21 protein-coding genes and 1 pseudogene are annotated in these 26,700 nt (G+C 69.4%); 4 read left to right on the top strand and 18 right to left on the bottom strand.

The features are described 5' to 3' along the window. Positions 1-110: 110 nt before the first annotated feature. The 5 genes from ftsX to pruA all read right to left on the bottom strand — a co-directional run bounded on the left by ftsX (position 111) and on the right by pruA (position 5,475). On the bottom strand, positions 111-986 hold the full coding sequence (gene ftsX / locus AB0M36_RS15035; protein WP_364157092.1) for a permease-like cell division protein FtsX: 876 nt from the start codon (positions 984-986) through the stop codon (positions 111-113). A 65-nt stretch (positions 987-1,051) separates the two neighbouring features. Further along, positions 1,052-1,732 carry a cell division ATP-binding protein FtsE gene (gene ftsE, locus AB0M36_RS15030; RefSeq protein WP_364157090.1) on the bottom strand — a complete coding sequence of 227 codons (681 nt, stop codon included), beginning with the start codon at positions 1,730-1,732 and terminating at the stop codon, positions 1,052-1,054. 154 nt (positions 1,733-1,886) lie between these two features. Beyond that, positions 1,887-2,999, bottom strand: a complete 1,113-nt coding sequence (gene prfB, locus AB0M36_RS15025; RefSeq protein ID WP_364157087.1) for a peptide chain release factor 2 — start codon at positions 2,997-2,999, stop codon at positions 1,887-1,889. A 66-nt stretch (positions 3,000-3,065) separates the two neighbouring features. Continuing rightward, positions 3,066-3,581 (bottom strand): PadR family transcriptional regulator, encoded by a 516-nt coding sequence (locus AB0M36_RS15020; RefSeq protein ID WP_071802798.1) that lies wholly within the window; start codon positions 3,579-3,581, stop codon positions 3,066-3,068. A gap of 265 nt (positions 3,582-3,846) precedes the next feature. Further along, positions 3,847-5,475, bottom strand: a complete 1,629-nt coding sequence (gene pruA / locus AB0M36_RS15015) for an L-glutamate gamma-semialdehyde dehydrogenase (protein WP_364157083.1) — start codon at positions 5,473-5,475, stop codon at positions 3,847-3,849. A 143-nt stretch (positions 5,476-5,618) separates the two neighbouring features. On the opposite strand from pruA, the gene AB0M36_RS15010 reads away from it, so the two are divergent. Beyond that, positions 5,619-6,647 (top strand): hypothetical protein, encoded by a 1,029-nt coding sequence (locus AB0M36_RS15010; protein WP_364157080.1) that lies wholly within the window; start codon positions 5,619-5,621, stop codon positions 6,645-6,647. Between the two features lie 13 nt (positions 6,648-6,660). Here AB0M36_RS15010 and AB0M36_RS15005 read toward each other — a convergent pair whose 3' ends face one another. Then, the gene (locus AB0M36_RS15005; RefSeq protein ID WP_364157077.1) at positions 6,661-7,176 is read right to left on the bottom strand and encodes a hypothetical protein; all 516 of its coding nucleotides are present in this window, start codon (positions 7,174-7,176) and stop codon (positions 6,661-6,663) included. Between the two features lie 189 nt (positions 7,177-7,365). On the opposite strand from AB0M36_RS15005, the gene AB0M36_RS15000 reads away from it, so the two are divergent. After that, positions 7,366-7,578: a helix-turn-helix domain-containing protein gene (locus AB0M36_RS15000; protein ID WP_364157767.1), complete on the top strand. Its 213-nt coding sequence runs from the start codon at positions 7,366-7,368 to the stop codon at positions 7,576-7,578. Between the two features lie 124 nt (positions 7,579-7,702). Next, complete coding sequence (locus AB0M36_RS14995) at positions 7,703-8,302, top strand: Rv3235 family protein (protein WP_364157074.1); 600 nt, start codon at positions 7,703-7,705, stop codon at positions 8,300-8,302. Between the two features lie 215 nt (positions 8,303-8,517). Here AB0M36_RS14995 and secA read toward each other — a convergent pair whose 3' ends face one another. Then, positions 8,518-11,403, bottom strand: a complete 2,886-nt coding sequence (secA, locus tag AB0M36_RS14990) for a preprotein translocase subunit SecA (RefSeq protein ID WP_364157071.1) — start codon at positions 11,401-11,403, stop codon at positions 8,518-8,520. A gap of 475 nt (positions 11,404-11,878) precedes the next feature. Here secA and AB0M36_RS14985 point away from each other — a divergent pair, with 475 nt between their 5' ends. Continuing rightward, complete coding sequence (locus AB0M36_RS14985; protein WP_364157764.1) at positions 11,879-13,009, top strand: GNAT family N-acetyltransferase; 1,131 nt, start codon at positions 11,879-11,881, stop codon at positions 13,007-13,009. Between the two features lie 292 nt (positions 13,010-13,301). Here AB0M36_RS14985 and raiA read toward each other — a convergent pair whose 3' ends face one another. The 11 genes and pseudogenes from raiA to ahcY all read right to left on the bottom strand — a co-directional run bounded on the left by raiA (position 13,302) and on the right by ahcY (position 26,229). Beyond that, positions 13,302-13,922, bottom strand: coding sequence for a ribosome-associated translation inhibitor RaiA (gene raiA / locus AB0M36_RS14980; RefSeq protein ID WP_364157069.1), 621 nt, complete (start codon positions 13,920-13,922; stop codon positions 13,302-13,304). Between the two features lie 193 nt (positions 13,923-14,115). Continuing rightward, positions 14,116-14,940: a phosphoribosyltransferase family protein gene (locus AB0M36_RS14975; protein ID WP_364157066.1), complete on the bottom strand. Its 825-nt coding sequence runs from the start codon at positions 14,938-14,940 to the stop codon at positions 14,116-14,118. A gap of 101 nt (positions 14,941-15,041) precedes the next feature. Next, positions 15,042-16,910, bottom strand: a complete 1,869-nt coding sequence (locus tag AB0M36_RS14970) for an LpqB family beta-propeller domain-containing protein (RefSeq protein ID WP_364157063.1) — start codon at positions 16,908-16,910, stop codon at positions 15,042-15,044. A gap of 428 nt (positions 16,911-17,338) precedes the next feature. Further along, positions 17,339-18,880 (bottom strand): annotated as a pseudogene (mtrB, locus tag AB0M36_RS14965) (MtrAB system histidine kinase MtrB); the annotation flags it as partial. A 171-nt stretch (positions 18,881-19,051) separates the two neighbouring features. Further along, on the bottom strand, positions 19,052-19,741 hold the full coding sequence (mtrA, locus tag AB0M36_RS14960; RefSeq protein ID WP_071802806.1) for an MtrAB system response regulator MtrA: 690 nt from the start codon (positions 19,739-19,741) through the stop codon (positions 19,052-19,054). Positions 19,742-20,019: 278 nt separating this feature from the next. Beyond that, a complete protein-coding gene (gene efeB, locus AB0M36_RS14955; RefSeq protein WP_364157060.1) occupies positions 20,020-21,270 on the bottom strand; it encodes an iron uptake transporter deferrochelatase/peroxidase subunit in 1,251 nt (416 codons plus the stop codon). A 9-nt stretch (positions 21,271-21,279) separates the two neighbouring features. Then, positions 21,280-22,428, bottom strand: a complete 1,149-nt coding sequence (gene efeO / locus AB0M36_RS14950) for an iron uptake system protein EfeO (RefSeq protein WP_364157057.1) — start codon at positions 22,426-22,428, stop codon at positions 21,280-21,282. 12 nt (positions 22,429-22,440) lie between these two features. Beyond that, positions 22,441-23,301 (bottom strand): iron uptake transporter permease EfeU, encoded by an 861-nt coding sequence (gene efeU, locus AB0M36_RS14945; RefSeq protein WP_364157054.1) that lies wholly within the window; start codon positions 23,299-23,301, stop codon positions 22,441-22,443. A gap of 147 nt (positions 23,302-23,448) precedes the next feature. Continuing rightward, complete coding sequence (locus AB0M36_RS14940) at positions 23,449-23,649, bottom strand: DUF397 domain-containing protein (RefSeq protein ID WP_364157052.1); 201 nt, start codon at positions 23,647-23,649, stop codon at positions 23,449-23,451. 49 nt (positions 23,650-23,698) lie between these two features. Next, a complete protein-coding gene (locus tag AB0M36_RS14935; RefSeq protein WP_364157049.1) occupies positions 23,699-24,544 on the bottom strand; it encodes a helix-turn-helix transcriptional regulator in 846 nt (281 codons plus the stop codon). A gap of 218 nt (positions 24,545-24,762) precedes the next feature. Then, on the bottom strand, positions 24,763-26,229 hold the full coding sequence (ahcY, locus tag AB0M36_RS14930; RefSeq protein ID WP_364157047.1) for an adenosylhomocysteinase: 1,467 nt from the start codon (positions 26,227-26,229) through the stop codon (positions 24,763-24,765). Positions 26,230-26,700 lie beyond the last annotated feature (471 nt).

Here is a 26,700-nt window from a genome sequence, read left to right as displayed (position 1 = left end):
GTCACCGTACCCCGACGTTCCGCAGTTATCCGGTGAAATCGTGCAGAACGGCGATCGCCGCGCATCCCGGATGAGATGCGCGGCGATCGGTGCTTCTCGCCCGTCCGGGCTCAGACCTTCAGATAGAAACGCAGGGTGACCCACGCGGTGATGGCGCTGACTCCCGAGCCGACCGCCGCCAGCAACGGCAGCATCAGCCAGACGTCGGAATTCTGCATCGGCGTCAGCACGTTGGCCAGGGCCTGCAGGCGGCCGTCGAGCAGCACGATCTTGAGCGTGAAGATCACACCGAAGCCCAGGATCGCGCCGATGAGTCCGGCGACCACCGCCTCGAGCACGAACGGCGCCTGGATGAACCAGTTGGACGCGCCGACGAGCTTCATGACGGCGACTTCTCGGCGTTTGCTGTACGCGGCGACCTGGATCGTGTTACCGACCAGCAGAAGCGCCGCCAGGGCCATGAAGGCGGCGACCCCCAGCGACATCACCTGGACCGTGTTGAAGATCTTGAAGATCTTGTCGAGCAGCTCGCGCTGGTCCACGACGTCCTGGACGCCCGGCTGGTTGTTGAACTGATCGGCGAAGGCCTTGTACTGCTCGGGGTCCTTGAGCTTGATGCGATACGACTCGGGCAGGCTGTCCGGGCGGACCGACTCCACGAAGGTCGGGGAGTTCCGCCAGAGCACCTTGAACTTCTCGTACGCCTGCTGACGCGTCTCGTACTCATGGGAGGCGACCAGGGGGTTGGTCTCGATCATCTGGCCGAGGGCGGTCCGCTGGGCGTCGTTGACGTCCTCGCGCAGGAAGACGGAGACCTCGACCCTCCCGAAGTAAAAGTCCTTCATCTGGTCGACCTGCATATACATCAACACGCTGGCGCCGAGCATGGTCAGCGACACCGTCATGGTGATGATCATGGCGATGGTCATCGTGACGTTTCGCCACAGACCGACCAGCACCTCGTTGAGGACGTACTTGAAACGCATCGGGGGTTCCTTCCGGGACTCCGCGTTCGAAGATCAGGAAAGCTGAGGGGGCGGGGCCCGGTGTGTCAGCCGTAGACGCCGCGCGCCTGGTCGCGGACGATGCGACCGCTCTCGATCTCGATGACCCGGCGGCGCATCTGGTTGACGATGTTGGAGTCGTGGGTGACCATCACGACCGTCGTACCGGTCCGGTTGATCCGGTCCAGCAGGCGCATGATCTCGATCGACGTGTCGGGGTCCAGGTTGCCGGTCGGCTCGTCCGCCAGCAGGATCAGCGGCCGGTTGACGAACGCCCGCGCCACCGCGACGCGCTGTTGCTCACCACCGGAGAGCTCATGCGGGTAGCGGTGCTCCTTGCCGCCGAGACCGACCAGCTCGAGCACCTCGGGCACGACCCGACGGGCCACGGCCTTGGTCTTGCCGATGACCTCCAGGGCGAAGGCCACGTTCTCGTACGCGGTGCGGTTCGGCAGCAGGCGGAAGTCCTGGAACACACAGCCGATCGAGCGCCGGAAGTGCGGAATCTTCCACGACCGCATCGTGGTGACATCCTTCGCGTTCACCACGACCTTGCCGCGCGAGGGGGACACCTCGTGCAGCAGGAGCTTGATGATCGTCGACTTGCCGGAACCGGAGGGGCCGATGAAGAAGACGAACTCACCCTTCTCGATACCGACGCTGACATCGTCCAACGACGGCCGAGACGCCTTCGGATACGTCTTCGTCACGTTCTCGAGCTGAATCACGGGTGGAGAGTCTACGCGGTGTAACGGAAACGCCAAGCCCGCCGGTGGTCGGTTTTCGCGTCCGTGAGGGCAGATCTTCGCCCACAGCGGGCGCAAGATGCACCGAACGTGAACGCCGCCTGACTCATCGTCCAGGCGGCGTGTCGCGACCGGCTCAGCCGGCGATCTGCGTCTGCTTGCGCCAGCGGATGCCGGCCTCGATGAACTCGTCGAGCTCGCCGTCGAAAACCGACGAGGGATTGCCCGTCTCCTGCTCAGTGCGCAGGTCCTTGACCATTTGGTACGGGTGCAGCACGTACGAACGCATCTGGTCGCCCCAGGAGCCCGTGGTGTCCTGCTTGAGGCCGGCCATCTTCGCCTCCTCCTCCTGGCGCTTGCGCTCGAGCAGCCGCGCCTGCAGCACCCGCATGGCGGACGCCTTGTTCTGCAACTGCGACTTCTCGTTCTGACACGTCACGACGATGCCCGTCGGGATGTGCGTGAGTCGCACCGCGGAGTCGGTGGTGTTGACGCTCTGTCCACCGGGTCCCGACGAACGGTAGACGTCGATCCGGATCTCGTTCTCCGGGATCTCGATGCTGTCGGTCTGCTCGACGACCGGCATCACCTCGACGCCGGCGAAGCTCGTCTGCCGACGACCCTGGTTGTCGAACGGGCTGATCCGGACGAGGCGGTGGGTTCCGGACTCGACGCTGAGCGTGCCGTAGGCGTACGGCACCTTGACGGCGAAGGTCGCCGACTTCAGGCCCGCCTCCTCCGCGTACGACGTCTCGTACACCTCGGTGGGGTAGCCGTGGCGCTCCGCCCAGCGCAGGTACATCCGCAGCAGCATCTCGGCGAAGTCGGCGGCGTCCACGCCGCCGGCGCCGGCCCGGATGGCCACGACGGCCTCGCGGGAGTCGTACTCGCCGGAGAGGAGGGTGCGGACCTCCATCTCCTCGATGGCCTTGTGAAGCTTCACCAGCTCGTCGCCGACCTCGGTGACGGAGCCGGCGTCGCCCTCGGCCTCCGCCATCTCCAGCAGCAGGGTGGCGTCGTCGAGGCGCGAACGCAGCCGCTCCATCTTCGTGATCTCGCCGGAGACGTACGACAGCCGGGAGTTCACGTCCTGGGCCCGGGCCTGGTCGTCCCACAGATCGGGGGCGGAGGCCTCTTCCTCGAGCTCCGCACGGTCCCGGCGCAGCTTGTCGAGGTCGAGCACGTTCTCGATGTTGCGCAGGGTGGCGTCGAGGGCCTTGAGCTGTTCAGGAAAGTCGGCTGCACTCACGACGGTTAAGAGTACGCCGCCCGGCCCCTGTCGTGGCCGGGCGGCCCGTGGTGCGTAGTTCCGCCATCACTCCGCGGGTGCGGCCTTGAGCCAAGTCAGGGCCGCCTTGTGGTACGCGACGGCGAACTCGAGCGCGGCGGCGCCGTAGGCGTCGCCCGCCTTCTTGGCCTCCTTGGCCTGCTCACGAGCCATCGCCAGGGCCTCCGAGTGATACTCGTTGGCACCGGTGTAGAGCGTCTTGAGCTGGCCACCCGCGTGCTGCTGACCGAAGGCGACACGCAGGGCGACCGGGTTGCGGATCGCATCGCGGCCGGGTGCCTCGGCGAGCCACCGGCTGAATGCTCGCTTGCCGGCGGCGGTGATGGCATAGGGCTGGCTGGACCGTGGTCCGGGCTTGCCGAGGCGGACGAAGCCCATCTCGGCGAGGACCGGCAGTTCGCGGTAGACCTGGCTCCGCGTCATCGACCAGTAGGGCCCGAGGCGGCGTTCGGCAGCCGCCATGAGCTGTCCGCCGGTCATCGGCCCATCGTGCAGCAGGCCGAGCAGTGCGGCAGCCGTGGGATTGATTTGAGAGTCGGGCATGCCTTCTAAGCTGCCACTTTGTGGCTCTGGCGTCCAGGATTTCGCCCGATCCGTCCAATTTGCGTCTCCACAAGCGACTGTCCCGCACAGACAGTCCGACCACGAGGGTCATGACCGGGCGTTTCGCCCTTGAGGACGGGTCTCGCGGGGTAGAATGGAGCACGAAAACGGTCAGACGGCGCTCGAAGTCGGGAAGCGCCGCAAAGGCCTCGGATCGTCGCCCTCTCTTCTCTGAAGAAAGGACGACGACCCGTTTACCGGACAATCAGCCCATGTGGGGATACTGCCAGGCCGTCGGCGGTTCGAACGTTTCCTTGATCGTCCGCGGCGAGACCCACCGGAGCAGGTTCAGCACCGAGCCGGCCTTGTCGTTCGTGCCGCTGCCCCGGGCACCGCCGAACGGCTGCTGCCCGACGACCGCGCCCGTCGGCTTGTCGTTGATGTAGAAGTTGCCCGCCGCGTTGCGCAGGGCCGACGACGCCCAGTCGACGATCGTGCGGTCGTTGGCGAAGATCGAACCGGTCAGCGCGTACGGCGAGATCGACTCGGCCTGGGCCACCGCGCCCTCGAAGTCGGCGTCGTCGTAGACGTGCACGCCGAGGATCGGGCCGAAGTACTCGGTCGTGAAGACCTCGTGAGCCGGGTCCGTCGACTCCACCAGCGTCGGGGCGACGAACCACCCCTCGCTGTCGTCGGCCGTACCACCGGCCAGAACCGTGCACGAGGCGCTGTTCTTGATCCGGTCCAGCGCCTCCGCGTGCTTGGCGAACGCCCGGCCGTCGATCACCGCGCCGCCGAAGACCGACAGGTCGGTGACGTCGCCGTACTTGATCGAGGCCACCGTCGCCGCGAGCCGGTCCCGCAGCCCGCCCTCCCAGATGCCACGCGGCACGTACGCCCGCGACGCCGCCGAACACTTCTGGCCCTGGTATTCGTACGCACCCCGCACCAGCGCGGTGTGCAGCGCGTCCGCGTCGGCGCTGGCGTGCGCGAAGACGAAGTCCTTGCCGCCGGTCTCACCGACCAGCCGCGGGTACGACCGGTAGCGGTCGATGTTCGAACCGACCTCGCGCCACAGGTGGCGGAACGTGGCCGTCGAGCCGGTGAAGTGGATGCCGGCCAGGTCCGGGTCGGCGAGCACCACGTCGGAGACCGCCAGACCGTCGCCGGCGACCATGTTGATGACACCGGGCGGCAGCCCGGCCGCCTCGAACAGCCGCATGGTGAAGTGCGCCGAGAACTGCTGGGTCGGCGACGGCTTCCAGACGACAGTGTTGCCCATCAGCGCGGGCGCCGCCGGCAGGTTGGCCGCGATCGCGGTGAAGTTGAACGGGGTGATCGCGTAGACGAAGCCCTCGAGCGGCCGGTGATCGAAGCGGTTCCAGATGCCCGGCGCCGACTGCGGCTGCTCGCTGAGGATCCGCTCCCCGAACGCCACGTTGAAGCGCAGGAAGTCGATCAGCTCACAGGCGGCGTCGATCTCGGCCTGGTAGGCCGACTTCGACTGGCCCAGGATCGTGGCCGCGTTGACGGTGTCCCGCCAGCCACCCGCGAGCATCTCCGCCGCGCGCAGGAAGACGGCGGCGCGCTCGCTGTAGGGCAGGGCACGCCAGCCCGGCGCGGCGCGCTTGGCGGCGGCCACGGCGGCCGCGGCGTCCTCGTGGGTCGAGTTGCCGGTCACGCCGAGCACATGGTGCCGGTTGTGCGGCTGCACGACGTCGATCCGCTCGCCGCCGCCCATCCGCTGCACGCCGTCGATGGTGTTCGTCAACTCGAGACGCTCGGCCGCGAGAGCCTCGACCCGCGCTTGCAGGGAAAGTCGCTCGGGGCTACCGGGCGCATAACCGCGTACAGGCTCATTCCGTGGCACTGGCACGGAAAAGTGGGCGTCCATCACGTACTCCTCGACCTTGTGGGTTCTGCCTCGTGGGGTTCTGCTGAGTCGACATGGTGTGTCGCGGGGTCCATCCTCGCACGCTCGGGCCGCCCCTCCCGGGGCGTCGAGGTGGCCTGTGGATAACGCGTACGCTGATGCCCATGAGTGAGGCGGACAGCGAGGTCACCGGGGTTGAAGCAGCCCAGGAGCGACCGGAACGGGCGTCCTCGCCCGGCATCGTCCTGGCGGTCGCCAGCATGCTGTGGACGGCCGCGATGCTCTGGTCGGCGCGGGTCACCATCACCGGCCACGCGAACGCCGAGATGGAGGTGACCTCCACCGCCTACGCGATGCCCGGAGCGGTCTCCGCGAGCCTGGTCGCCGGCGCGGCCGTCGGCGTGGCGGTCCGGCGATACCTCACCCGCGGCGGGCGCGAGCCCGGCCCCACCGTGCGCTTCGCTCTCCCGATCGGAGCCGGCCTCGCGGTCGGCCTCCTCGGCGCCCTGGCGATCTTCACGATCAACACCGAGGGCTGGATCTACGCGGTCGTCGCCGGCACCATCGCCGCGGCGGCGACGATCGGCGGCACGCTGGCGAGCTTCCGCCACCCCCGCGTCATCGCGGCCGCCTGCGGCGGCGCGCTCGCCGTGTTCGGAGTCCAAGCGCTGCTCAGCTTCGCCCAGGACTCTCTGCTGCCGGCGCTCGGCGCGGGCAACACCGCGGCCTCGCAGGCCAGCGCCGCGGGATACTTCGGATTCGTGCAGGGCGCGCTCGGCGGCCTGGCGGCCGGCCTCGTCGCCTACCGGCTGATGCGCCACGCACGCCGTCGCGGCGGCAGCGACGTGAGGTGGCCGCTCTACGCCCTCGCGGGCGCCGGCCCGGGACTGCTGCTCATCGTCTCCGAGCTTTTGACGCGTACGGCGGGAGCGCGCGTGCTGGAGCTTGCCGGCAAGGTCAGCGAGCTGGAGTTGACCGTGCAGCGGGTGCTGAGCGGGACGCGGCTCAATATCGGGCTGGTCGTGCTCTTCGTGGGGGCGTTCACCGCGATGGTGGCGGTCGGGCGGACCCTCGGCACGCCCGTTGCGGCTACCGAGTCGTCCCCCGAGCCCGTTTCCACGGCGCCGTCCGCGCCTGCGCAGGCCTCTCCCGCGCAGGCGTCGGATTCGGTCGGCACGCGCAAGGACGACTGACCGGTCGGGCGGCTCAGGTCAGCTCGTCGATCTCGCTGACCGCGTACCACTCGAGCTCGTGGTCCTCGGCGCCGTCGACGGTGAACTGGGCGTCGGGATCACCGGCCAGGGCCTCCTCCACCACGTCCGCGGCCGCGGCGACCGCCTCGGCGGCGTCGGTGCCGTCCACGTGGATGGACGCGACCTCCTTGACCGAGACCGGGTGCGGCAGCCGCACGGTGCTCGACCCCAGCTCGACGTCCTCGCGGATCAGCCCGGCCGCGGGCACATCGGCCGACACCACCACCCTGCGGCGTGGCGCCTCCGGCTCGTGCCGCAGCAGCTGGAGGGCGGCCTGGGCGGCGCGGGTGAAGGCGACGTACTCCAGCTCCTCCTCGTCGCCCTCGGCGTACCACTCCCGGAGCGCGGGGGTGACGGCGTGCGCGACCACCGGGCCGTCACCGAGCCGGCCGGAATCCCGGAGAGCGGCCAACATCGGCACAGTGGCGGGCACGTAGACCCGAACCAGATCGGTGATCGGCACTCTCATCCCCCTGGAGACTCAACCGTCCCTGTAGTACACCGCCGCGCACGCTACCGGAAGGCGGTTTCCCGGCCGAACCCTCGGGACCCTGAGCCACTCCTGGGGATGCCGAGGCCCTATCGCAGGCAAACGATGGCAAACTAAAGGTCAGTCCATGCCGCCCCGACGACCGGAGGACCCGTGGAGGCCAGGTTCATGCTGCTGTCCGACGTGGCGGCCGAGCTGAACGTGTCCGACTCGCAGGTCTACCACATGGTCCGCAGCGGAGAACTCCCCGCGATAAAGATCGGCGGACGCGGGCAGTGGCGGGTGGAACGGACGAAGCTCGAGGAATACATCGAGCAGAAGTACGCCGAGACGGCGGCGTGGGTGCACCAGAACCCGCTGACCGAGCGCGAGCAGGACTGAGCCCGGAGCTCCCGCTTCTCGCGGTTTTCCACAGCATCCGAACCTGGCATTGACGCTCCCCCATGTCCTCGAGACACTCCACATCGAAGGCAAACAAAGGCAAACGCAAGGATCGGGGTGCAACATGACGGTCACTGAGGAGAAGCGGACGGCACCACCCCTCCGACTCCGCAGAGCACACCGCGGCGACCCGCCCTTCGACGACGAGCGCGAGCCGGAGCGATGGTGGTCCCCGCACCAGTTGGCCCTGGACTGGTCCCGCCCCACGGTTGAAGTCCCGCCCCTGGGCCGCGACGCCCCGCACGCCTCCTCCGCGCCGACCCACAGGACGGTGGTCTCCGGCGCGTCCGCCGACGCCAAACTGGCGGTCCGCACCTTCGTGAGCTCCTGCGTCGAGGTCCTCAACGGCTACCGCCCGGCAGCTCACCTCCGCAGGCTCGCCCAACCCCGCGAGGCCGCCGCCGTGGTGGCCCAGGGCGTGGCCGCGGCCCGCAAGGTGGCGCAGACCCGCCTCAGGGCACCCGGACTCTTCCACCCACCCGGCAACGCGCGGCCCCGACGCCCAGCCCCCGTCGCGGTGGTCAGATCCACCCTCTGCGAACCCCGCCCCGGCGCGGTCGAGGCGGCCGTGGTGCTGATGATCGGCGACAGAACCCTGGCGATGGCCTTCCGCCTGGAGCAACACAACGAAGCCTGGCTCGCGACCGTCCTCCGCCTGATCTGACCACCTCCCCCCGAGCCGGTCGCCACGACGAAAACACCCACGCCAGGCAGGACAGATTGTCGCGACATCCGGAGCTAGCCCCCGGGGCGTCCGCTGAGCGGTAGAGGCGGCGGCCGTCCTGGGCTCCAAACCGCGTTCCGCGCGGGACCGCATGCACAAGCACCCGGCCTCCACGAACGAGCTCGTGAAGGCCGGGTGCGAGAAAGCGCGATGGGTCAGGCGCCGCCGGGCGCGCCGTGGCAGCGCTTGTACTTCTTGCCCGAGCCGCAGTAGCACGGGGCGTTGCGGGATGGGCCGTTGCCCGCTTCCGCCTGGCCGGAGCCGCGGCCGGCGCGGTGGGCTCCGGTGTGGGCCGGGCCGGCCGGGACCACCGGGGAGCCGAGGCCCAGGGCGGGCGCCTGCGGGCCCTCCTGGATCTGCGGGGCGCCCGCGCCGGCCTCGCCGTCGATGGTCGGGGCGGTGTACTGAAGGTTCTGCGGCCGGCGCCCTCCGCCCAGGCCCTTGGCGCGGACCTCGACGTGCTGCTCCGGCTCGGCGGCGGTGGGCATGGCGCGGGCCTGGGACGGGTCGACCGTGACCGTGGGGGCCTCCTCGACCTGCACCTCCAGGTTGAAGAGGAAGCCGACCGCCTCCTCCTTGATGCCCTCCATCATCTGGTTGAACATGTCGAAGCCCTCGCGCTGGTACTCGACGACCGGGTCGCGCTGGGCGTACGCCCGCAGGCTGATGCCTTCCTGCAGGTAGTCCATCTCGTAGAGGTGCTCACGCCACTTGCGGTCGATGACGGCGAGCAGGACCTGGCGCTCCAGCTCGCGGACCGCCTCCTCGCCCAGCTCGTCCTCGCGGGCCTGGTACGCCCGCTGCGCTTCCTCCTTGACCTGCGCGACGAGGAAGTCCTGGTCGACGCTGTTGCGCTCGCCGCCCGCCTCTTCGACGATGTCCTCGATGGTGCGGCCCATCGGGAACAGCCGCTTGAGGCTGGTCCAGAGCTGCTCGAGGTCCCAGTCCTCGGCGTACCCCTCGGAGGTGGCGGCCGTGACATAGTCGGCGACCACGTCGTCGATCATGTGCTGGGCCTGGTCGTGCATGTCCTCGCCGTTGAGGACCCGCTTGCGCTCGGCGTAGATGACCATGCGCTGCTTGTTGAGCACCTCGTCGTACTTGAGGACGTTCTTGCGGATCTCGGCGTTCTGCGCCTCGATCTGGGTCTGGGCGCTGCGGATCTGGCGGGTCACCATCTTCGACTCGATGGGGACGTCCTCCGGGATGTTGAAGCGGTCCATGACCGCCTCGACCGCGCCGGCACGGAAGCGCTTCATCAGGTCGTCCTGCAACGACAGGTAGAACCGGGACTCGCCCGGGTCGCCCTGGCGGCCGGAGCGGCCCCGCAGCTGGTTGTCGATGCGGCGCGAGTCGTGGCGCTCGGTGCCGAGCACGTAGAGACCGCCCGCGTCGATGACCTCGGCCGCCTCCTGCTCGCAGGCTTCCTTCACCGACGGCATGACCTCTTCGAGCGCCTTCGCGTACTCCTCCGGGCTCTCCACCGGGTCGAGGCCGCGGTGGTGCAGCTCGGCCGCGGCCGCGAAGTCGGGGTTGCCGCCGAGCAGGATGTCGGTGCCACGGCCGGCCATGTTGGTGGCGACCGTGACCGCGCCCTTGCGGCCCGCCTGCGCGATGATCTGCGCTTCCTGGGCGTGGAACTTCGCGTTCAGCACGCTGTGCGGGATGCCGCGGCGGCGCAGGAGCGTCGAGAGGATCTCGGAGTTCTCGACCGACACCGTGCCGACCAGGACGGGCTGTCCGGTGGCGTGGCGCTCGGCGATGTCCTCGATGACCGCGTTGAACTTGGCCTTCTCGGTCTTGTAGATGACGTCCGGGTGGTCGACGCGGATCATCGGCCGGTGCGTCGGGATGGACACGACGCCGACCTTGTAGACCTGGTTGAACTCGCCGGCCTCGGTCTGCGCCGTACCGGTCATGCCGCCGAGCTTGTTGTAGAGGCGGAAGTAGTTCTGCAGGGTGACGGTCGCCAGGGTCTGGTTCTCCTGCTTGACCTCCACACCCTCCTTGGCCTCGATGGCCTGGTGCATGCCCTCGTTGTAGCGGCGGCCGTGCAGGATGCGACCGGTGAACTCGTCGACGATCAGCACCTCGCCGTTGTCGTCGACGATGTAGTCCTTGTCGCGCTTGTAGAGCTCCTTGGCCTTGATGGCGTTGTTCAGGTAGCCCACGAGCGGGGTGTTCACCGACTCGTACAGGTTGTCGATGCCCAGGCGGTCCTCCACCCGGGAGACGCCGCGCTCGGTGATGGCGACCGTGCGCTTGGCCTCGTCGACCTCGTAGTCGCCCTCGCCGTCCTTGCCCTTCTGCAGGCGGCCGACCAGGGCGGCGAACTCGCCGTACCACCGGGCGGAGTGCTCGCCGGGGCCGGAGATGATCAGCGGGGTACGCGCCTCGTCGATGAGGATCGAGTCGACCTCGTCGACGATGGCGAAGTTGTGCCCGCGCTGCACGAGCTCGCCGGCCGACCACGCCATGTTGTCGCGCAGGTAGTCGAAGCCGAACTCGTTGTTGGTGCCGTACGTGATGTCGCACTCGTACGCGGCGCGGTGCTCGGCGGCGGGCCGGTTGGGCAGGATCACGCCGACCGTGAGGCCGAGGAAGGTGTGCACCCGGCCCATCCACTCGGCGTCACGCTGAGCGAGGTAGTCGTTCACGGTGATGATGTGCACGCCGTCGCCGCTGAGCGCGTTGAGGTATGCCGGGAACACACCGGTGAGCGTCTTGCCCTCACCGGTCTTCATCTCCGGGATGTTGCCGAAGTGCAGCGCGGCGCCGCCCATGAGCTGGACGTCGTACGCCCGCTGGCCGAGCACCCGACGCGCGCCCTCACGAGCGACCGCGAAGGCCTCGACCAGCAGGTCGTCGAGCGACTCGCCGTCGGCGACGCGCTGTTTGAACTGCTCCGTCTGCGCGCGCAGCTCGTCGTCGGTGAGGTCGGTGTAATCGTCCTCGATCGAGTTGACCGCATTGGCGATCGCCTTGAGGCGGCGCACCAGGCGACCCTCGCCGGCACGAAGGACTTTTTCCAAAATCGACACGGGTCAACGCTCCCCTAGACAGTCTGCCGAACCATCGTAGGCGTCTTGGTTCGGGCGGCGTGACCCGAGCCTCCCAGTAATCTCGCAAAGAGGACGAAATGGGGCTGAGAGTTCGCTGACAGCGCATCTTCTTCCACGCTGCAACCGAGCGGCGCTCTCGTGCGTCCGGACGAAGGAAAGATCGCCTGCGGCGCTCTGACCTGCGCTTCGACGCAACACGGGCCCGTACCCGGCAAACCGGGAGCGCCGGCCGGAGTCCCGGGCGTGTCCGGGGACGGCCCGGCAGCGGCGAGGCGCCGACCGGGCCGTACAGGATCGATGTCGGCGAGATCGCACCGCGTGGCGGCACGCTGGGGAGGTCCGGCACCTGAAAGATCTCACGAGGCCGGCGGCATCGCGTACCGATGGGCGGGCACTTGCTCGAAGGCCCGCCGAGGCGGGCCGTGACGTCGCTGCGGAGAGGTGGCTTGGTGTGATGGTGCCCGCGATCGCTGGCAACGGCGTACGGCTGCGCGGCCTACGTCCCGACGACCTGGACGACCTGCTGGCCGGCTACAACGACCCGGACCTGCGCCGCTTCGTGGCGGTGCTCCCGGTGCCCTTCACTCGCGCGCACGCCGAGGAGTACATCCACGACCTGGCGCCGAAGCTGTTCGCGTCGGGCGGAAGTTTCTACGCGGTGGCCGACCCCGTCACCGACCGGCTGCTCGGCGCCGTCGGCATCGACCGGGTGCAGCCGGGTCGGGCACAGGCGGAGATCGGTTTCTGGACCGGGCCGTGGGCCCGACGCCGAGGCGTGGCGACCGCGGCCGTCCGCGCGCTGTCCGAGCACGCGTTCGGCACCGGAACGGCCCGGCTGGAGCTGCTCACGCACCGGGAGAACGCGGCGAGTCAGCGGGTCGCGCTGGCGACCGGCTTCCGGCCCGAGGGCCTGCGCCGGGCGGCTCTGCCCGGCCCCGACGGCGTCCGCGACGACGCGCTGGCCTACGCCCGGCTGGCCGACGACCCGCCGGGACCTGTCGAACGGCTGCTGCCCGACCTGCCCGGCGGCGAACTGACCGACGGCGTGGTGACCCTGCGCCCGCTCGCCGGCTCGGATCTCGACTTCTACGCCGAACTCCACACGCAGGAAGACGTCGTCGCCACCACCGTGCCCCCCGTCCCGCCCAGCCCCGACGAAATGCGGCGGCGCTGCGCGTTCGCCCCGTCGCACTGGCTGGCCGGCGACCGCGCGGACCTGGTCATCGTCGACACCGCCACGGGTACGCCGACCGGCGAGATCGGCCTCTACTACCAGGAGCCGCGCACCGGCCAGGCGATGATCGGCTACAGCATGATGCCCGCCTGGCGGGGCCGCGGCTATCCCACGCGCGCGGCCCAGCTCCTGTCGCTATGGGCGTTCGCCGAGACGGGGATCGCCCGCCTCATCGCGGGCGCCCTGCCGACGAACCTGGGATCGCAACGGGTCCTGGAGAAGGCCGGCTTCAAGCGAGAGGCATACCTACGCTCCCGCCTCCCCGGCGCCGAAGGCCGCCGCAGCGACGACATCCAGTTCGTCCTCCTGGCCGAAGACCTCCTCACCGACGGCCCCCGCCTAGACGGCTAACACCCCCGCCAGCCCAGACAACCAGCCCCCGCCAGCCCGGCTCCTGAGCCCCGGCGGCTGACCCGGCTCCTGAGCCCCCGCAGCTGGCCCGGTTGACGAGCTCAGCCACGGCTGGCCCGAGCTCTAAACGATGACCACAACGGATCCCGCCCGTCGGTGTCGAGGGCGGCGAAACGAACCACGGCTGAGCCTCGTTCGTTTCGGTGTCCTCGACACCGACCTCCAGGGGCGGGATCCCCGCCGACCGAAGGAAGGCCATCAGCTCAGCCATCAGCTCAGCCATCGGCTCAGCTCAAGCGCTCGCTTCCAAGCTGAGGATGCCGTAGTCGTAGCCCCGCCGTCGGTAGACGACGCTGGGCCGACCGCTCTCCTTGTCGTGGAAGAGGTAGAAGTCGTGGCCGACGAGCTCCATCTGGAAGAGGGCGTCGTCGACGGTCATCGGGTCCGCGGGGTGCTCTTTCTCGCGGACGATGCGCCATGGCTGGCTGTCGTCGTGCTCCGCCAGGTCGATGGCGGAGGCGGTGTCCTCGACCTGCGGCGTCAAGCTCGGCAGGTCGGTCGGCAGACCGGCGGTGGCGGCGGCCACGGAGACCGGCGCGTGGCGTCCGCGGTGCACGCGCCTGCGGTCCGCGGCACGGCGCAGACGGCCGTCGAGTTTGGTGATGGCGCTGTCCAAGGCGCCGTAGAAATCTTTCGCTGTGGCTTCGGCCCGGATGACGGGCCCACGGGTCACGACCGTGATTTCGACTCGCTGGCAGTTGTCAGACTGCCGTGGGTTGCGCTCGTGGAACAGCTCCACGTCGACCCTGATCAACTTCTGGTCGTAGCGCTCCACTTTTGCCAGCTTGTCGGCGACATGTTCCCGGTAGTGATCGGGAACCTCTACGTTGCGGCCCTTGACGACAATGTCCACTCGTGACCTCCCCCAACGTTTGCACTTCGACGCGGTGTGCTGGTGTCGGCGACGCCGGGAACCACGGAGCGATCCCGCGAACGTGACCGAAACGGCTTGCGAGGACACTCCTTTCCGGTGCGGCGGGTCAGAATCTGGTCGACTTCGCTCCGGTGGCGGGTAAGCGAGTTCGCTTACCCTCGTCACCAAGACGCTAACCTGCCGACGGCCGCCCGTCACCCCTCGTTCGGGGAACGGATCCGGGGACTTTCGGCCGTGACGCCGCTGCGGCGCGGGCCTGGTTCCGCGCCGGCCCACGGACCTTGCGCAGCCGGGTCGCCGCCAGCACTGCAGCACCCGCGACCTGCATGTCCGCCTCCCGGAGCCGTCCCGTCACCGCGGCCAGTGTGGCCCCCGTCGTGACGATGTCGTCGACCACTATCAGGGTGCCTCCGATCGTCCGTCGCCGCCGCGAAATGCGGATCCGGGTACCCCTGATTCGCAGGGAATTCTCAGCGGAGGTCGCCCGTTCGGCTACCGTCAGTGACGCGGAGTCAGGACGCGGGAGCGCGCGAAGCATCCGTCCGACATTCGCCTGCCAACCGGCTGCCCGCAGCCGACTCGCCGCGTGTGCCGCGAGTCGCGCCATGTGGTCGCCGCCGCGCTCGCGTGCCGCCCTTCCGGTGGAGGGAACCGGCACCAGGAGCAGCGGTGAGCGGTGGTCGCTTCCCGCACGGATCGCCGCGTCCGCGATCGCGGTGGCAAGCAACGAGCCCAGCGGACGGGCGAGCCTGTGCCGGTTCCGCTCCTTGTAGGCCAGCAGCACGCCGCGGAGCGCCCCGGCATAGCCGCCCACGGCCACGCAGGCGGGCATTCCAGGCGGTGGGGGCTCCGGCATCGTCGGGTACGGCCGAAGCGCCTCCAGCACCGCCACACAGGCCTCGCAGGCGCCGTGCCGCAACACCACCCGCTCCGCGCCACAGCCGGCACAGGCGCTCGGCAGCACCAGGTCGGCGAGGTCGGCGCCGAGTCGGCTCATCCGGGGCTCCGGAAGCGCCGAGATCTCGCCCGCCGGAGTTCCAGACCGGGAACCCCATATCCTGCCCGCCCGAATCCGAACCGCCATGCTGAAACCGCGCGTCAGCGGAGGAAGAACGGCGCGACTGGCGCTACTCCGGGGACCGGGTCGGGCACCGGCTCCGCCAGGTCGTTCACTTCGATGCGCCCGGGACCCGACAGCGCGTCGAACGCCGCGCCGTTGGCCATGTACTGGACGACGTCCGGTGACCCCTTGCTGCTGACCGGGCTCACCGGGTACGCCGCGAGGTAGGTCACCGCGTCGGTGCCGATGTCCGGCTTGAGTTCGTTGTACTGGGTTCCGTCGATCGTGGTGTCGATGATGGCGACGCGGTTCTTGTCGGCGCGCGTGCCGGCCACTATCAGGGAGGTCTCGGTCCCCCAGTCGACGGCCGACACCAGTCGTAGCGCCGGCACCTGGACCTGCGAGACGTCGGAGAGCTGTGGCCCGTCGGCGCTGGTGTTCAGCGCCGCCATGTACAGCTTGCCGCCGATCGCCAGCGCGATCCGGCGGCCGTCGGGCGCGGCCGCCACGGCCGAGATGAAGCCGGTCGGGCCGGCCAACGGGACCTGCCGTATCGGGGAGCCGTCCGCCGAGAAGCTGTAAAGCCGCCCGCCGATGGTGATCAGGCCGATGGCGCCGGTCTGCGCATCGTCGGACGAGATGGCCCAGACCGGCTGGCCGGTCGAGCCGCCGCGCAACTCCACCCGGTGCAGGCCAGCCTGTTCACCGAGGGGCGCGCTACCCACCCGGAGCACCTGGCGGTTGTTCTCGACGGTGACCAGGGCCGCATAGCGACGAGAACCGGGACTCTGCCCCACGCCGTGCGCTATCGCCGCCGCCCTCACGTTGCGGTTCGCCTCCGGCCGGATCACCGGGATGGCGTCCGTGGCACCCGGCGACCGCGACATCCGCCGGATCTTTCCCTCGTACACGACGAAGCGCTCGGGCGGGTCTGACAGGCGGTATGTCGGGTTGCTGGTGAGGTAGTCGCTGCCGTCGTAGTCCGTCTGCTCCTGGTTACCGATTCTCAGTTCCAGAACGCTGGAGAGGTTGGGCTTGAGCGACCACATGAGCTGGCGCCGCAGCCAGTCCAGCGCCTTCGGATCCTCCGGGGGTTGCACGGATTGCGCGCTCAGGCTGATCTGAAGCTTGTCGTTGCTGACGGCGGGCACGTTGCCGAGCAGGGCGGTGCCCTCGGGCAGCGACACCACCGAGTGGTCCAGCCAGGGCGCCGGTCCCTCGATGAGCCACTTGATGATCTGCTGCGGTTCCTGCTCGGACGGCATGTCCCTGGGCAGGTAGCGCACGTCCGGCACCAGGGCGGTGTGGTCCTGGTTCCAGAAGTAGATCGTGCGGCGCTCGAAGTAGGTGTTGAGCGCGTCGTCGCTCAGCAGCAGGCCTGGCGGCGGCTTGGTGACGTAGAGGCCGGTCTGGTCGGTGATCGTCTTGACGGTGAGCGTGAGCGTCTCGACGCCCCGGTCGGGCTTCGGGTCCAGAACGCCGTTGTGCACGAGCACCCCGACCGTCCGCACCTTCAGGGTCACCTCGTCACTGCCGGGGTTGACCAGCGGGTCCTCGGCCAGGTGCACGATCTTGATCTCGTTGGACGCCCGGAAGGTGGTCGCGGCGGAAGGCGAGAGGAAACTCTTCACCCGCGCGAGCGCGCCGTCGGGATCACCACCGGCGGCCTCGAGGTAGTGCTTCACGAACTCGGCCGTGTCGGTGGTGGACGTCCGATCATGGCGCGGCGGCGCGGCGTCGTCGCCGGAGGCGAAGCCCCGGGACGGGCCCGACCCGATCTGAACGATTTCCGTGTTGTCGGGGATGCCGCAGCCGCCGAGCACCAGGGCTCCGGCCAGTGTGGCGGCCACCAGCGCGGCGGACCGGCGCCGGATGCGCGCCGCGGTCCGTGTCAGGCTCTGCTTCATCGCCCCACCTCCGCGGGCTCGTCGACGTCCTTGCCGTCAGCATCCCGGTCCCCCGGCGGAGCGTCACCCTCCGCGTGGCCGACGGCGGCCTTCGGCGACGTCGGTTCCACGGGCTCGGCAACAGGGTCGGCCGGATCGTCGCCGCCCCCGCCAGGATCAGCACCAGATGCGGCGACGGAAGCGACCGGATCCCGGTCAGACGCCGCAGCGACGGAAACGGCCGGATCCCCGCCAGACGCTGCGGCAACGGAAGCGACCGGATCAACGGTGGGCGACGCGGCGACGGAAGCGGCCGGATCCGCGTCAGGCGCTGCGGTGACGGAAGCGACCGGATCAACGGTGGGCGACGCGGCGAGGGGGGATGCGGAGGTCGCGGCCACCGCGCGGTAGTCGGAATTCGGTGACGCGGTGATCTCGTCGACGGCGCGGTCCCGGGGTATCAGGGGCAGGGGGGCGGCGACCAACCGGTCGCCCGAGCGCACCGGCAGGGTGAGCCGGAACTGGGCGCCGCCGCCGGGTTCTCCCCAGGCCTCGAGCCAGCCGCCGTGCAGGCGGGCGTCCTCGACCGAGATGGACAGGCCGAGGCCGGTGCCGCCCGTCTGGCGTGCGCGGGACGGGTCGGCGCGCCAGAAGCGGTTGAAGACCAGGCGTTCCTCGCCCGGGTGGAGGCCGACGCCGTGGTCGCGCACGGTGATGGCGACCGCCGCCTCGTCGGTGGCCAGGGTGACCTCGACCGGCTTGCGTTCGCCGTGTTCGACGGCGTTGCCGATCAGGTTGCGCAGGACCCGCTCGACCCGGCGGGGATCGACCTCCGCGATGACCGGTGTGTCCGGCAGGCGTAGGTCGATCGTCACGCCCACCCGCTCGGCGAGGCCGGCGAGGCGCTCGGCGACCCGCTCGACGATCGGCACCAGGTCGGTGTGCTCGGCGTCGAGGGCGGCGAAGCCCGCGTCGAATCGGCTGATCTCGAGCAGGTCGGTCAGCAGGCTCTCGAAGCGGTCCAGCTCGGCCTGGAGCAGCTCGGCGCTGCGCGCCACGGCCGGGTCGAACTCGTCGCGCTCGGCGAAGATCAGGTCAGCGGCCATGCGGACGGTCGTGAGCGGCGTCCGCAGCTCGTGCGACACGTCGGAGGTGAACCGCCGCTGGAGCCGGGACATCTCCTCGAGACGCACGATCTGGCGCTGCAGGTTGGCCGCCATCTGGTTGAAGGACGCGGCGAGCAGGGCCAGGTCGTCCTCGCCGTCGACCTTCATGCGCTGATCGAGCAGGCCGGCGGAGAGCCGCTGGGCGGTGCGGGCGGCGACCCGGACCGGCGTCACCACCATGCGGGTGACCAGGCCCGCGACGACACCGAGCAGGACGACCAGCGCGATGCCGGTGACCAGGACCGTCGTGCGGATCTCGTTGGCGGCCTGGTCCTCGGTGGTCAGCGGAACGAGGTAGTAGAGCTCGACGTGGCCGAAACTGGTCGGCACGGGTGAGCCGTACACCAGGTATTTGGTCTGGACGCCGCTCACCTGGGCGGTGCGGATCTGCCGGACCACCAGGCTCTTGCCGGAGACGTCGCGGATCAGCTCCGGGGTGATCAGCGACGTCGTGTCGATCTTGGTGGACGTGACCGGCTTGAGGTCGGCCGGGAAGGTGTCGGCGCGCAGCGACACGATCGCGCCGCCGCTCTCGGCGGGGTCGCCGTCGGCGAGCCGGGTCACCGTGTCGTTGATGGTCGTCCGCAGCTTCGGGTCGCGCACCTGTCGGTGCACCGTGAGCTGCCTGTACGCATAGTCGACCTTGCGCTGCAGCTGCGAGTAGACCTCGTCCTCGGCGCGGTCGAGCAGGATGTCGGTGCTGCGGCCGGCGATGAACCAGCCGAAGCCGCCGACCAGCAGGCTCGACGCGACGAGGGTGAGGGTGACGACCCGCAGGTGCAGGGAGCGCCGCCACGCCCGGCGGGCGGGGGCGGAGACCCTCATCCACCGGCGCACGGCGGCGCGCCAATACCGTCGCACCACCCTGAGGGCGCGGCGGATCGGCATCGGGAGCCAGGCGGGAGCACGCATCGGGGGCAAGGTTAGTCCCTTCGGGGTTTCAAACCCGCCCCACGCCGCTTACCAGCTTCTGACGATTCTCCGGCCACCCAACGATCAGCCGGTGCCGGCCTTGTAGCCGACCCCCCGTACGGTCAAAATGATCTCCGGCCGTTCCGGATCCGGTTCGATCTTGGCCCGCAGCCGCTGGACGTGCACGTTGACCAGCCGCGTGTCGGCCGCGTGCCGGTAGCCCCAGACCTGCTCGAGCAGGACCTCGCGGGTGAAGACCTGGCGCGGCTTGCGGGCGAGCGCGACCAGCAGATCGAACTCGAGCGGCGTCAGCTTCACCTCCTCGCCGTCGCGGGTAACCGTGTGCGCCGGCACGTCGATGGTGATCTGGTTGCCGGGCGGGCCGATGGTCAGCAGCTCCGGCGCGGCGTCCTCGCCTCGGCGCAGCCTGGCGCGCATCCGCGCCACGAGCTCCTTGGGCTTGAACGGCTTGACCACGTAGTCGTCGGCGCCGGACTCGAGGCCCAGCACCACATCGACCGTGTCGCTCTTGGCGGTCAGCATGACGATCGGGATGCCGGACTCGGTGCGGATGGCCCGGGCGACGTCGATGCCGCTCATGCCGGGCAGCATCAGATCGAGCAGGACGATGTCGGGCCTGTTCTCCCGGAAGGCGGCGAGGGCCCGCTCACCGTCGGCCACGAAGGAGGGCAGGAAACCTTCGCTGCGCAGGACGATGCCAAGCATCTCCGCCAGCGCTGGGTCGTCGTCAACGACGAGTACGCGGGCTCTCATGCGATCCAATATTGCACTGTCCCCTTCCGGCCCGTGTGACCGCCCGTCGATCAACTCGGGTGGCGCCGCACGATAATGGCCCGGCGGACGACGGAAATCCAGGCCTCACCGCCGGTGCCGGCCCCCGAATCCGCCGGTGCCGGCCCCCGAATCCGCCGGTGCCGGCCCCCGAATCCGCCGGTGCCGGCCCCCGAATCCGCCGGTGCCGGCCCCCGAATCCGCCCGCGGAAATGTCGGGAGCCGGGCCGAAGTCACCCGCGAGTGCGTGAATCCGCTGCTCAGGCGAACAGCGTCCTACCCCAGAAGTCGTCCGTGCCGGAGACGCCCGGCGGGCAGGCGAACAGCGCCAACGACATCGGCTTCAGGTATTCGTTCATGTCGTCGTGCCGCGCCATGTTGAGCTGCACCGGCACGAACTGCTTGCGCGGGTCGCGCTGGTACGCCATGAAGAACAACCCGGCGTCGAGCCGCCCGAGGCCGTCGGAGCCGTCGACGTAGTTGTATCCGCGACGCAGCATCCGGGCCCCGTTGTTCGTCTCCGGGTGGACGAGCCGCACGTGGGAGGTCTCGGGGAGGGTCTTCACGACGGGCTCGTCGAACTCCCCGGCCATGCCCAGCGGCGCGCCGCTGCCCTTGTGCCGGCCGACGATCGCCTCCTGCTCGGTCAGCGACGAGCGGTCCCAGGTCTCCACGATCATGCGGATCTTGCGAGTGACCAGGTAGGAGCCGCCGGTCATCCACTCCGGGCCGTCGCCGGGGCGCGCCCAGAGGTGCTGCTCGATCAGCTCGGTCTCTTCGGCCTTCAGGTTGGCGGTGCCGTCCTTGAAGCCGAAGAGGTTGCGCGGGGTCGCCTGGCTGCGCGAGGTCGACGACGTACGCCCGAAGCCGAGCTGCGACCACCGCACGCTGACCACGCCCATGCCGATCCGGGCGAGGTTGCGGATGGCGTGCACCGCGACCTGCGGGTCGTTGGCGCAGGCCTGCACGCAGAGGTCGCCGCCGGAGATCGCGGGATCGAGGACGTCGCCGGGGAAGTGCGGCAGGTCGTCGAGGGCCGGCGGGCGCTTCGCGGCGATGCCGAAGCGGTCCTTGCCCTGGGCGTCGCGAAACAGCGTCGGGCCGAAGCCGACGGTCAGGGTGAGGCCGGACGCCGGCAGGCCGAGTGCCTCGCCGGTGTCGTCCGGCGGCGCCTCCGGCATGCCGTTCACGGCCCCGATCTCGCCGGCGTCGCGGCCGGCCGTCATCCGCGCGGCGGCCGCCGTCCAGTCCTTCAGCATGCGGACGAGGCGCTCGCGATCCTTGGTGATCACGTCGAACGCGACGAAGTGCAGGCGGTCCTGGGCGGGCGTGACGATGCCGGCCTGGTGCGCGCCAGTGAACGCGATGGCGCCCTCGGCGCCAGTGCTCACGTCCTCCTGCGTAGCGCCGCGGGCAAGAGCGCCGCCAACTGCGGCGGCACCAGCGATGCCGGCGACGCCGACGCCGGCGAGCGCGATGGCTCGCCGGCGGGACACTGTGCTTTCTCCCATGAGGGGTCCCTACTTCTTCGAGACGACCGCGGCGACCTTGGAAACCGGCTCCGCCAGCGCGTTGATCGCGTCGGAGAGAGCCTTGAGGTCGGCCTTGGTCAGCTGGTTGTGCAGCTTCCAGCCGTCGCCGGCGCGGTGCGCGCCCAGCGCGGCGTCGACGTTGGCGAACTCGGCGTCGAGCGTCTTGACCAGGGCCGGGTCCCGCTCCTCGAGCACCGGGCGCAGCGACGCGATCGCGGCCTTGGAGCCCTCGACGTTGGCGTTGAAGTCCCACAGGTCGGTGTGCGAGTAGCGGTCCTCCTCACCGGTGATCTTGCCGGAGGCGACCTCGTCGAGCAGTTCCTTGGCGCCGTTGGCGAGGTTCAGCGGCGACAGCTTCTCGGCGTTGGCCTTGGCGACGATCTCCTTCACGTCGGCCAGCAGCTGGTCGGCGATCGGGCCGTCCTTGGAGATGTCGGGCTTCGCCGCCCACAGGTCCTTCTCGAGGCGGTGGAAGCCGGTGAACGCCATGCCCTCCTCGATGACCTCCTCGCGCCCGTCGATCTTCGGGTCGAGGTCGCCGAAGATCTCCGCGACCGGCTCGATGCGCTCCCAGTACGTCCGGGTCACGGGGAACAGCGCCTTGGCCTTCGCGACATCGCCGGCCTTGACCGCCGCCACGAACTCCTCGGTCTTGGGCAGCAGCGCGGCGGTCTGGCTCTTCACATAGCGCGAGTAGCTGGCGGTCGCCTCGGCGAGCTTGGCGTCGGCGGTCAGCGGGGAGGCCGAGCCGGAGACGGTGAACGCCGCCCGGATGCCCTTGCCGATCATGCCGGGCTTGCAGGCGGTCTCGTACGACCCGGCCGCCAGCTCGACGTGCAGCTCCCGGGAGAGGCCGGGCGCGATGTTCTCGATCTCGCCCATGACCCGGTCGCCGGGGGCGTACACGTAGAACTCGGTGACCTTGTTGCCGCCGTTGGTGACGGAGAAGACGCTCGTACCCGCCGCGGTGGTGCTCCGGGCGACCTCGCAGGCCGTGTCGGAGGCCTTGACGGCGATCGGACCGCCGGCGGCAGCGGCGGAGCCGGTGCCGGACTCCTTGGTGGCGGAGTCGCAGGCGGCCAGGCTGCCGCCCAGCAGTCCGACGGCGGCCAGCGCGAGCAAGGGGGTGGTACGCATGGAACGGTTCTCCTACGGCTGAGGCGCGGACGCCGGGGTGGGGGTTTCGGTAGTGGGTGCGGGCGCCTTCCCGCGCGCGGGCCAGAGGAAGATCGCGAGTACGGGAATCCCGTACGCGGCCCAGGCGACGGTCTCCAGCACGGACGCCGTGGGGGTGATGTTGAACATGCCGGCGAGCAGGGCGGTGTACCAGGCGCTCGGGTCGAGCACGCCGCTGATGTCGTACGCGAGGGAATTGAGCCCGGGTAGGACGTTCGCTTCCTGGAAGTCGTGCACGCCGTACTTGAGGATTCCCGCGGCGACCAGGATGAGCAGGCCGCCGGTCCAGGTGAAGAAGAGCGAGAGGTTGATCCGCACGGCGGTCGCGTACATCAGCCAGCCGATGACGACGGCCGAGACGATCCCGGCGAGCAGGCTTATCAACGGCCCGGAGCCGGCCGACGCGCCCTGCACGGCGGAATAGAAGATCAGCGAGGTCTCGAGGCCCTCGCGGACCACGGCGAGGAAGGCCATCACGGCGACCGCGACCGACCCGACCGCTAGCGCGTCCTGGAGCTTGCCGCGCAGGTCGCCGGCGATGGATCGGGCTGCCTGACGCATCCAGAAGATCATCCAGGTGACGAACCCGACGGCCAGGACCGAGGTGACCGCCTCGAAGAGCTCCCGGTGCTCGTACTTCTGCAGCAGCGTGGTCGACGTGTAGCTGAGCAGCCAGCCGAAGAAGACCGAGAGGGCGACGGCGAGTCCGACGCCTGCCCAGACCTGCGTGAGACGGTCCTTGCGGCCGGACTTCACCAGGAAGGCGACGAGGATGCTCACCACCAACGTGGCTTCCAACCCCTCGCGCAGGCCGATGAGGTAGGTGGCGAGCATGGCACTCCGTTTGCTAAGGCATCCCTAAGTTAGGTTCGGCACACCTTAGCCACGGTGGAGGGGAATTCGTCAAGTCACGCTGGAGTCGTACCGATCACAAAAGTGTCGTGGCGGGCGGCCCGAAGACCCACCCGCCACAGTGGGTTGTCAGCGGTCGAACTCCCCGTCACGAACGCCGGCGATGAACTGCGTCCAGCCCTCCGCGCCGAATTCCAGGACCGGGCCGGCGACGTCCTTGGAGTCCCGGACGAAGATGGCCGAGGCCACCGCGGCGACCTCCACACAGTGCCCCGCGGCGGCGCTGCGGCTGCTCTTGTGCCAGGTCAGGGTGCGCTGCTGCAATGTCATGCCCTTTCACGAATGAAAACTCATCCGTTTCAACGATGATCAAAACAAATCAGCCGAGTTCGTCGCCTGTTCGAGCGATGAGCTCCCGCGATGCTTCAAGCGGCAACGCCCGTCCGCGCAGGTCGTCGAAGGCGTCCCGATAGACCTGCACGTCGGCTTCCTTCGTCCGCAGCTGACCGCCGACCAGGTCCTCGCAGTGCACGACGGGAGTGCGGGCATCCGCGAACTCGAAGATGATGAACGCCTCGCCCAGGGCGGCGTGGGCGCCGGCGGAAAACGGCAGCACCCGCAACTCGATGCCGGGGCGGTGACTCTCTTCGTACAGCCGCTTGAGCTGACGGCGCAGCACGGCCCGGCCGCCGACCTCGCGGCGCAGCGCCGACTCGTCGAGCACGACGCAGAGCCGGGGCGGGGGCTCGCGGGTCAGCACGGTCTGACGGGCCATCCGCAGGGCGGTGCGCCGCCGCACCGTCTCCGGATCCTGAACGTCGGCGCCGACCTCGATGACCGCGTACGCGTACTCATCGGTCTGGAGCAGGCCCGGCACCACCTGGGCCTCCCACTCGCAGATCGCGGCGGCCTCGGCCTCGAAGGCGACGTACTCGTCGTAGCGGTCCGCGACCGACGACCGGTACGGCGCCCACCAGACCCGGGCCCGTCCCCGGCCGGCCAGCTCCCGCAGCCGCAACCGCTGCTCGCCCGCCGCCCCGAGCACCCGCAGCAACCGTTCCAGGTCGGGGTCGCTGATCCCGGTGCGAGCCGTCTCGATGCGGCTCAATTTGGACTCGGACCAGCCCAACGCGGCCGCCACCTCGGCACCTCGGCGCTCACCGCGCAGCCGGCGAAGCTCATCGCCGAGCTCGCGGCGGGCGGCCATCGATGTCGGTCTTGCCACGCGCCCACCGTACCGGTAACTCTGAGCAACGTGCATGGCACTTTATGCACTTGCAGATCGGCCGATGGCATGTGCTAATGGGAGAAGAGGTACGAACTTGGGTGCGGGCCGCCGGGCGGGAGGCTCCGTGCCCTGCGCATCGCCTGCGGGGGCGGCGCGCGGACAAGGAAGGCGAACCGGCGGCGGCAACCACCGGTTCGCCTTTCGTCTTCTGAGGATCAGTACCGGTAGTGATCGGGCTTGTACGGGCCCTCGACCGCGACGCCCAAATAGGAGGCCTGCTCCTTCGACAGCTCGGTGAGCTTGACCCCGAGCGCGGTCAGATGCAGGCGGGCGACCTTCTCGTCCAGGTGCTTCGGCAACACGTACACGCCGATCGGATAGTCCTCGGTGCGGGTGAACAGCTCGATCTGCGCGATCGTCTGGTTGGAGAAGCTGTTGCTCATCACGAACGACGGATGGCCGGTGGCGTTGCCCAGGTTCAACAGTCGGCCCTCGGAGAGCACGATCACCGAGTGACCGTCGGCGAACCGCCACTCGTCGACCTGCGGCTTGACATTGACCCGCGTGACATCCTTGCGCTTCGCCAGGCCCGCCATGTCGATCTCGTTGTCGAAGTGGCCGATGTTGCCCACGATCGCCTGGTGCTTCATCCGCGCCATGTGATCGCTGGTGATCACGTCGAAGCAGCCGGTCGCGGTGATGAAAATGTCGGCCGTCTCGACGACGTCGTCCATCGTGGCGACCTGATATCCGTCCATCGCGGCCTGCAACGCGCAGATCGGGTCGACCTCGGTCACGATCACCCGGGCGCCCTGGCCACGCAGCGACTCGGCGCAGCCCTTGCCGACGTCGCCGTACCCGAAGACGACCGCCACCTTGCCGCCGATGAGCACGTCGGTGGCCCGGTTGATCCCGTCGATCAGGGAGTGGCGACAGCCGTACTTGTTGTCGAACTTGCTCTTGGTCACCGAGTCGTTGACGTTGATCGCCGGGAAGAGCAGCGTGCCGTTCTGCTGCATCTCGTAGAGCCGGTGCACGCCCGTCGTGGTCTCCTCGGTGACACCCTTGATGCCGGCCGCGACGCGCGTCCAGCGGCGGTCGTCCTCCTTGAGCGACCGGGCCAGGACGCCGAGAATGACCGCGTACTCCTCGGAATCGGCCTTGCCGGCGGACGGAACGGCACCCAGCTTCTCGAACTCGGCACCCTTGTGCACCAGCAGCGTGGCGTCACCGCCGTCGTCGAGAATCATGTTGGGACCCTCGCCGTCGGGCCACAGCAGCACCTGTTCGGTGCACCACCAGTATTCCTCCAGCGTCTCGCCCTTCCAGGCATAGACGGGCACCCCGCCCGGACTCTCCGGCGTGCCGTTCGGCCCGACGACGATCGCGGCGGCGGCATGGTCCTGCGTCGAGAAGATGTTGCATGACGCCCAGCGCACCTCGGCACCCAACGCGGTGAGCGTCTCGATGAGGACAGCGGTCTGGATGGTCATGTGCAGCGAACCGGTCACCCGCGCGCCGCGCAGCGGCTGACTCGGGCCGTATTCCTTGCGCAGCGACATCAAGCCGGGCATCTCATGCTCGGCGAGCTCGATCTCCTTGCGGCCGAACGCGGCAAGCGACAGATCGGCGACCTTGTAGTCGCCCTCGGCCACGGACGTGGGGCGCGTGCTGGTCATCATGCTCCTGATGCTGAAGGTGGCTTCGCAGCGTTCCACTTTACGCGCGGCATTTGTCCGGGTGGTGGGTGGTTGCGCTAATACAAACCAGACCTTTCCAGGTACGGGCACAAACTCCCCAACCGCACCACCCCATGACAGTGGTCCACGGCCAACCCGGTGCGCCGCCGCCGCAACCACCCACGACAGTGACCCACGCCGACCCTGCGACGGCGGGACAGTGACCCACGGCCACCCCGGCGACCCGCTACCCCAAGCCGACGCCCGACGTCACCTCCCCCGACCGGCGTGGCGAAAACGCGGCTTTCACGGTCCCGGACGGATCCTTCGACCCCTACGCCAGCCGGCGCGGCAACACGCTGCTTTCACGGCCCGCAACGGAACCTGCGACCCCAACGCCAACCGGCATGGCAACACGTGACTTGGCAGCCCGGGGTGGATCCTCTGCGAGACTTCGCGGCACAGCGAACGGGG

It is taken from the genome of Actinoplanes sp. NPDC051346 (assembly GCF_040682215.1).
In the GTDB taxonomy this organism is placed as follows: domain Bacteria; phylum Actinomycetota; class Actinomycetes; order Mycobacteriales; family Micromonosporaceae; genus Actinoplanes.
This window is presented reverse-complemented; position numbering and strand designations above follow the sequence as displayed.

Excerpts from the sequence above, each read along its gene's own strand:
- ahcY (WP_364157047.1), bottom strand. The coding sequence starts at position 26,229 with ATGATGACCAGCACGCGCCCCACGTCCGTGGCCGAGGGCGACTACAAG.
- AB0M36_RS14940 (WP_364157052.1), bottom strand. The coding sequence starts at position 23,649 with ATGACATTGCAGCAGCGCACCCTGACCTGGCACAAGAGCAGCCGCAGC.
- AB0M36_RS15020 (WP_071802798.1), bottom strand. The coding sequence starts at position 3,581 with ATGCCCGACTCTCAAATCAATCCCACGGCTGCCGCACTGCTCGGCCTG.
- AB0M36_RS15000 (WP_364157767.1), top strand. The coding sequence starts at position 7,366 with ATGCTGCTGTCCGACGTGGCGGCCGAGCTGAACGTGTCCGACTCGCAG.
- AB0M36_RS14985 (WP_364157764.1), top strand. The coding sequence starts at position 11,879 with ATGGTGCCCGCGATCGCTGGCAACGGCGTACGGCTGCGCGGCCTACGT.
- AB0M36_RS14970 (WP_364157063.1), bottom strand. The coding sequence starts at position 16,910 with ATGAAGCAGAGCCTGACACGGACCGCGGCGCGCATCCGGCGCCGGTCC.
- AB0M36_RS15010 (WP_364157080.1), top strand. The coding sequence starts at position 5,619 with ATGAGTGAGGCGGACAGCGAGGTCACCGGGGTTGAAGCAGCCCAGGAG.
- AB0M36_RS14995 (WP_364157074.1), top strand. The coding sequence starts at position 7,703 with ATGACGGTCACTGAGGAGAAGCGGACGGCACCACCCCTCCGACTCCGC.
- AB0M36_RS14975 (WP_364157066.1), bottom strand. The coding sequence starts at position 14,940 with ATGAGCCGACTCGGCGCCGACCTCGCCGACCTGGTGCTGCCGAGCGCC.
- AB0M36_RS15005 (WP_364157077.1), bottom strand. The coding sequence starts at position 7,176 with ATGAGAGTGCCGATCACCGATCTGGTTCGGGTCTACGTGCCCGCCACT.
- efeB (WP_364157060.1), bottom strand. The coding sequence starts at position 21,270 with ATGGGAGAAAGCACAGTGTCCCGCCGGCGAGCCATCGCGCTCGCCGGC.
- efeU (WP_364157054.1), bottom strand. The coding sequence starts at position 23,301 with ATGCTCGCCACCTACCTCATCGGCCTGCGCGAGGGGTTGGAAGCCACG.
- ftsX (WP_364157092.1), bottom strand. The coding sequence starts at position 986 with ATGCGTTTCAAGTACGTCCTCAACGAGGTGCTGGTCGGTCTGTGGCGA.
- efeO (WP_364157057.1), bottom strand. The coding sequence starts at position 22,428 with ATGCGTACCACCCCCTTGCTCGCGCTGGCCGCCGTCGGACTGCTGGGC.
- mtrA (WP_071802806.1), bottom strand. The coding sequence starts at position 19,741 with ATGAGAGCCCGCGTACTCGTCGTTGACGACGACCCAGCGCTGGCGGAG.
- pruA (WP_364157083.1), bottom strand. The coding sequence starts at position 5,475 with ATGGACGCCCACTTTTCCGTGCCAGTGCCACGGAATGAGCCTGTACGC.